7 protein-coding genes are annotated in these 5,417 nt (G+C 42.7%); 1 reads left to right on the top strand and 6 read right to left on the bottom strand.

Annotated elements, in window-relative coordinates:
- Positions 1-86 precede the first annotated feature (86 nt).
- The 6 genes from Q0198_RS00560 to Q0198_RS00585 form a co-directional block, all read right to left on the bottom strand.
- Positions 87-344 carry a sigma factor-like helix-turn-helix DNA-binding protein gene (locus Q0198_RS00560; protein WP_297893804.1) on the bottom strand — a complete coding sequence of 86 codons (258 nt, stop codon included), beginning with the start codon at positions 342-344 and terminating at the stop codon, positions 87-89.
- Positions 325-489: an anaerobic ribonucleoside-triphosphate reductase gene (gene nrdD / locus Q0198_RS00565; protein WP_297893806.1), complete on the bottom strand. Its 165-nt coding sequence runs from the start codon at positions 487-489 to the stop codon at positions 325-327. The genes Q0198_RS00560 and nrdD overlap by 20 nt, the downstream gene beginning before the upstream one ends.
- Before the next feature lie 63 nt (positions 490-552).
- Positions 553-741, bottom strand: a complete 189-nt coding sequence (locus Q0198_RS00570; protein WP_297893809.1) for a hypothetical protein — start codon at positions 739-741, stop codon at positions 553-555.
- A gap of 28 nt (positions 742-769) precedes the next feature.
- Positions 770-1,699 (bottom strand): AAA family ATPase, encoded by a 930-nt coding sequence (locus tag Q0198_RS00575; protein ID WP_297893813.1) that lies wholly within the window; start codon positions 1,697-1,699, stop codon positions 770-772.
- A gap of 86 nt (positions 1,700-1,785) precedes the next feature.
- The gene (locus tag Q0198_RS00580) at positions 1,786-3,849 is read right to left on the bottom strand and encodes a DDE-type integrase/transposase/recombinase (protein WP_297893816.1); all 2,064 of its coding nucleotides are present in this window, start codon (positions 3,847-3,849) and stop codon (positions 1,786-1,788) included.
- Positions 3,849-4,082: a hypothetical protein gene (locus Q0198_RS00585; RefSeq protein WP_297893818.1), complete on the bottom strand. Its 234-nt coding sequence runs from the start codon at positions 4,080-4,082 to the stop codon at positions 3,849-3,851. The genes Q0198_RS00580 and Q0198_RS00585 overlap by 1 nt, the downstream gene beginning before the upstream one ends.
- 194 nt (positions 4,083-4,276) lie before the next feature.
- Here Q0198_RS00585 and Q0198_RS00590 point away from each other — a divergent pair, with 194 nt between their 5' ends.
- Entirely contained in the window at positions 4,277-4,900 is a 624-nt protein-coding gene (locus Q0198_RS00590; protein WP_297893821.1) for a S24 family peptidase, read from the top strand.
- Positions 4,901-5,417 lie beyond the last annotated feature (517 nt).

The raw sequence follows: 5,417 nt of genomic DNA on the forward strand, positions 1-5,417 counted from the left end.
CACGGCGGCGCTCATCTTTGCGTATAATTCACGCAGAGCTGCGGCGCTGTAATCCTGCGCGCTTAAATTGATTAGATCTTTTAGCTTCAACTTTTTGTCCCCTTTAACGTCCAACCGCTGCCGAGCCTTTGAGCTCTGCATTTTTCTATCTCTGCGATAGTCTCAAATATCGCTATCCACGCCTTGCGGTTTTTAGGATGGCGCAGCTTCGCAAGGGCGGCTCGCTCGATCATCGCTACCCGTTGGACGCTGATGCCGAATATCGCCGCAAGCTCTTTATAGCTCGTCTCGGCATCATCTCTTAGCTCTCTTGCGCTTTCGCGCCTACTTAGTGCGGCTACCATCTTTCTTCTCTTCAAATAGCACGCGCTGCTTATGCTCGCCCACTTTACCGATGTTAAAGCTCTCGACCGGGCGCAGGTAGCCCATCACGCGAGTATAGACGATGCACTTGGTGCGTTTTGTTTCAAGTTCTTTAGGAAATTTCATATCCGCTCCTTTATTTGACTTTATAAGACGCCCGCACGGGGCGCCATTTAAAATCAAAGTCGCCTAGCTCCAGATCGTCCCGAATCCGCGGCGGAAGTACGGGATCGGTACCGCTATGCTCTCGCGGTGTCTTCTCTTTGTAATCCAGCCCCGCGGGGTGCGAAATAGAATGAATGAGTGCGCGATTATGATCTCGTCTTTGCAAGCTTTTAGATCGCTCATTTTCATATTTGTATCTTTTGAAATTTTCATTTTTATCTCCTTACAACCGTTACAACTATTACAACAAAAGCATCTTCGTAGCTTCTTTTACTACGTCTTCATTTATCGTGCCGCCGCCGTATTCACAAAGCATTCTCGAACGCCTTAAAAGCTTCTCGGTCTTTCTGAAATTTCCCTTTGCAAGCCTTTGTATCAGCCCTACGCAGTCCTTATCTTCTACGCCGAAGCTTTTGCAAACCTCTTTGAGATCATCGGATATGATCTGATTATCATCGTTTAGATAGCTGAGACCACCCAAGATCCATTTATTGCCGACGCGCGAACTGAGTTGCTCTAAGGCGTCGCCGCTTCGCGAAGAGGTCAAATTTAGCTGCAATTTGTTTGTGCCGACAAGCACTAGCGGCGCGCGGCTAAAATCGTGCATTCTTCGCAGGCTCTCCAGTGCACGATACGGAAGGTGCTCCGCCTCGTCTATGATGATCGTTTTACTGAGCTTTTTCAGCTCGGCCGCACTACGACGGATCAGATCGTCGATGCACCCCTTGCTCTCCAATCCGAGCTCAGCCGTTAAAATTTTAAAAAGGCTTTTTGCAGACGTGTTGATCGTAGCTTCAATGAGGATGCTATCCGGATGCGTGCGAACATATTCTTTAATAGCCCTCGTCTTTCCGCTGCCTGCCGCGCCGCTAATCATTGCCATATCGCGATCTTTTACCGCCCAGTTGATGACTGCATGGATGCTTTTCGCATCGCGGGTTTTGATGAAAGGCAGCTCATCTTGCGTTACATCGATTTTTTTGATAAAATTATCAATGTAGTTTTTTGCGGGTCCTTCTACTTTGTGTGCATATTTGTAGGAGGATCCCTCCTTGATATATCCCGAAATATATGCGGGATTAATCCCCAAAAGCTTTGCGAATTTGTTTTGGCTCATACCGCTTTTTTCGTTCGCTTTTATGAACGCCACGATTTCGTGTGCCAGCTTCATGTTCATTCCTTTCTTTTAAAATTCAAAGTCTTTAAAATCCGTTTAAAGCCCTTTAAAAAGCACTTTTAAAATGCTTTTTGAAAAGCTTATTCACCGCTCGCCATCTCTATGGCGTCATCGAGGCTAAATTTAGCCCTCTGTTTCGCTACACTCACTTCTAAACTCTCATAATTAAACGCTTTGGCGCTGATTTCGTTTATCTCTTTTTGGGTTTTAATCGTTTCCTTTACGGCTTTTACCTGGTCGTTATCTTCATAAACAAAATTTTCAGGCTTTAGAGCTTCTTTATGCGCCGCAAGCATTACCTCGAGGTCATAATCGACGTTTAGTCTCGTAAACTCGCTGAATTCTGCTCGCTTGATGACAGATCGAATAGCCTTCATCTCATCCTTAAAGACCTTTTTGACCATCTTATACATCTCGGCGCTCATCGGGCAAATGTTTTTATCTCTTGCTTCACAGATGAAATTTCCATCCCTATCAAATACAAACACGCTGCTTACGTCATCGATATTTTCGCTTATGAATACTTCCGTGCCTACGCTCGGCAAAAATTGGCTGACAAATTGCATCGCCTCGTAATTAATGCCTTTTTTGCTTACCACTCGGGACACAAGACCGCCCGCATGAAGCATAAACTCATCGAGCCTAACGCCCTTTAGCGGTGTATCGTCGGCATTCCATCTATTTATCGGGCTGTTTCTCTTTCTGCCCACACTCATTAGATCCCAGCTTAATACTTCGGTTTCAAATCTATCCCGCACCTGCTGCAGGGTTAGCAAGTATTTTAAATTCGTCTTTTTAGGTAGTCCGTTTTCATCTTTGGCGTGCCTTTCTTTTTTAGGCGTACGCTGCTCTACCGCCTCGCGCATTGCGAGATTAAATCCGATATAGCCCGGCGTTTGTGAAATCCCGCCGTGCTGGAGCGTGCCGAAATGTCTTTCCACAAATCCCTTCTCGTCGCCGCTGTATGCGATAGCTCTGTCGTAATCGATCCCTAGCCCGTTTAATAGGTGCTGAAATTGATCGCTTAGATAATCCTTGCCGTTATCACCCTTGATAAAGTCCGGCTTTCCAAATTTGCTTAGAGCTTTCCACATCAACCGAATTAGCCCTAAAGCGTTTGATTTTCGCTCGATACTCGCTACGCAGCGACCGCTATAAACATCGACTATACTTAGCACGTTTGCACGTATTGCTTCGCCTTTTTCGCCGTCGCGCACCATCACGTCAAGCGGCGAGCTATCTATCTGCCAGCATTGATTTCTGCGCGTGATGATCTCGCCTTGATCTCCCATGGCAGGCTGCATATAGCTTTTTGCCTTATCTTCGCCCTTGGTTATCATCACGTATTCGAGCCGATTGGCGGGGTCGGCGTAATAATTATCCAAATACCTTTTTACGACGCCCGCATCAAAGAGCGGCTTTATGGTACCGCATAAAAATTTAGGATAATTTTGCGGCTCACCGCGACGGCTAAAATATTCTTTATGTAGATCTCGCCAAAGCTGAGCGACATTTAGACCGCCCGCGCCGTAAGCGCGAAATTTATCAAGCACGAACTCGCTCATCCACGGCTCAAGCTTGCTTTCGCTCTTTCTGTGTTTACCGCGATTATCTACCAAAGCGACCGCGCCGCCTGCCTTATACGCTCTTTGCCATCTAAAAAGGTTTGCTTCGCTCACACCGAAGCTTTCGCAAAACTTTTTAGAGGGCACGTTGCTCTTCTTCGCCTCTTCCCACTCTTTGAGAATTTTAATCTTCTCGCTTGCCTTGCTTTTATCTGCAGGGCTTAGCATCGCATAGCTTGAACCGCCCGGCTCGTCCGTTCCGCTTTTTTGCTCTCTTACATCTTGTGCGCCGTGATTGCTTTTTATGTCGCTAAATTTCATCTGTTTTACTCCGTTTTCAGAAGCGGTATCGCTTAGCCATACGTTTATATTTTTGTCGATTTTTTCGCGCTTGATAGCAGCGTCAATATCTGCGATGCCGACCTCAAAAAGCAGCTTTACCCCGCCGCGGCTTCTAGCGCCGACGTTTTGAAGGCGGATGAATGGGTATTTGAGGGAGTGGCGACGCGAAGCTTCCTTTAATGCGCTCGAAGAGACGCTAAAAATCTTAGCTGCCGCCGTAGTCTCGACATACAACATCAACTAGCCTTTTTATCCGCTTCTTCGTCTTGTTTTTTGATAAATCCTACAGGCATCTGTTTGATTATGCCCTCGCTCAAAAGCGCTTCGAATACCTTTTTCGACGTCTTAAAATTCTTATTTCCGAGCACTTCGCCGTTGATTACCATATAGGTAGTACGCTCGCTTAGATTATGCTTTTTCGCCCACTGCCTAATGCTTATGCAGTTATTTTTAAAATAATCCCTTATCACCTGGCAACTCCTTCCATCTAGATTTTTATTGTTAAAAATAGAAATCTAAGACTTTTTTACAAACCTTTGAAAGTTTTAATCCCGAATGGGGTATAATTCTTTTTCAAAGATTTGAAAGTATTATATAGTATTTTTACCTTATTGTCAAGGTTAAAATACCTTATAAAATAAAATTTTTAATCGAAAGGGCAGAAATGGGCACTCAAAGGGATAAAATTATATTTGAAAATATGAAAAAATTTTTTAAAGTTGACAGCCTCGAAGATGTGGCGGAAAGGCTCGGATACTCTAGGAATACGGCTGCTACATGGCGCTCAAAAGGAATAACCTCAACGGCAAAATTAAAATTTGCTAATTTGAGCGCCAACAAGGTTAATAAACCATATAACGACCACGCCTATTTAAGATATTTCGAAGATGTAACGGCGAGTGCTGGTTATGGCTCAAACAACGACACGCAAAATTACTCTATAATCCCTATCGGTAGAGATTTCATGGAGCAAGTGTTAAAAATACCTCTTAAAAATTACGATGTAATCAAAGTTTATGGAGATAGTATGGAGCCATTCGCCCAAGATGGCGACGCTGTAGTGGTTGATTTGGACGCAGAGGTAAAAAATGGCGATATCGTCATAGCAAATATCGGCGGAGATGCATATATGAAAAAATTTTTAAGAGATAATATACACAAAGAAATAAAACTAACATCGTTAAATAGCTTTTATCAAGACATTGTTTTAAAGGGGGCAGAAATAGATCAGCTAAAAATAGTGGGCAAGGTTCAGTGCAAATTTAATATCAATGTAAAAATATTTTAAAATATAAAAATAACCTTAATATGTGTCTTAATCAAGAAACGAATTTTTAAGTTTGTGGTTGTCTTTGTGTTGTTTTTTTGTATGTGTCTTAATCGTAAAGCTTAGAATGAGGTATTTTGATGATGATTAAGACACTTTAAGCTTTATTAAGACACATATTTTTGATTTTTATGTGTCTTAATCATATAAATTCTCGCTAAAACAAAATACAGCCTAAAATGATTTATGATATATTTGAGCTAAATTTTCTATGATTTCAGAATGTATTTAAATATTCGTTAATTGGGCTTGATCTCTTATAAAAGCGTTTAAAATTTCGCTTATTTTGGGATGAAATTGGCATTTTGGGATCGTTGGGATTTTTACCGCCGCAAAATTCTTGCATTACAACTGAGAGTGAAGCTTTTTAAATCGCCTATCTTAGGAACTTTCAAAAATAAGCGCAAAAATTTCCCACTCTCATTTTCTATACCCCCTCACAATTTGCGCGATTTTGCTTCCACATAGCTTTTAAGCG

Source organism: uncultured Campylobacter sp., from assembly GCF_938045205.1.
Taxonomy (GTDB): domain Bacteria; phylum Campylobacterota; class Campylobacteria; order Campylobacterales; family Campylobacteraceae; genus Campylobacter_B.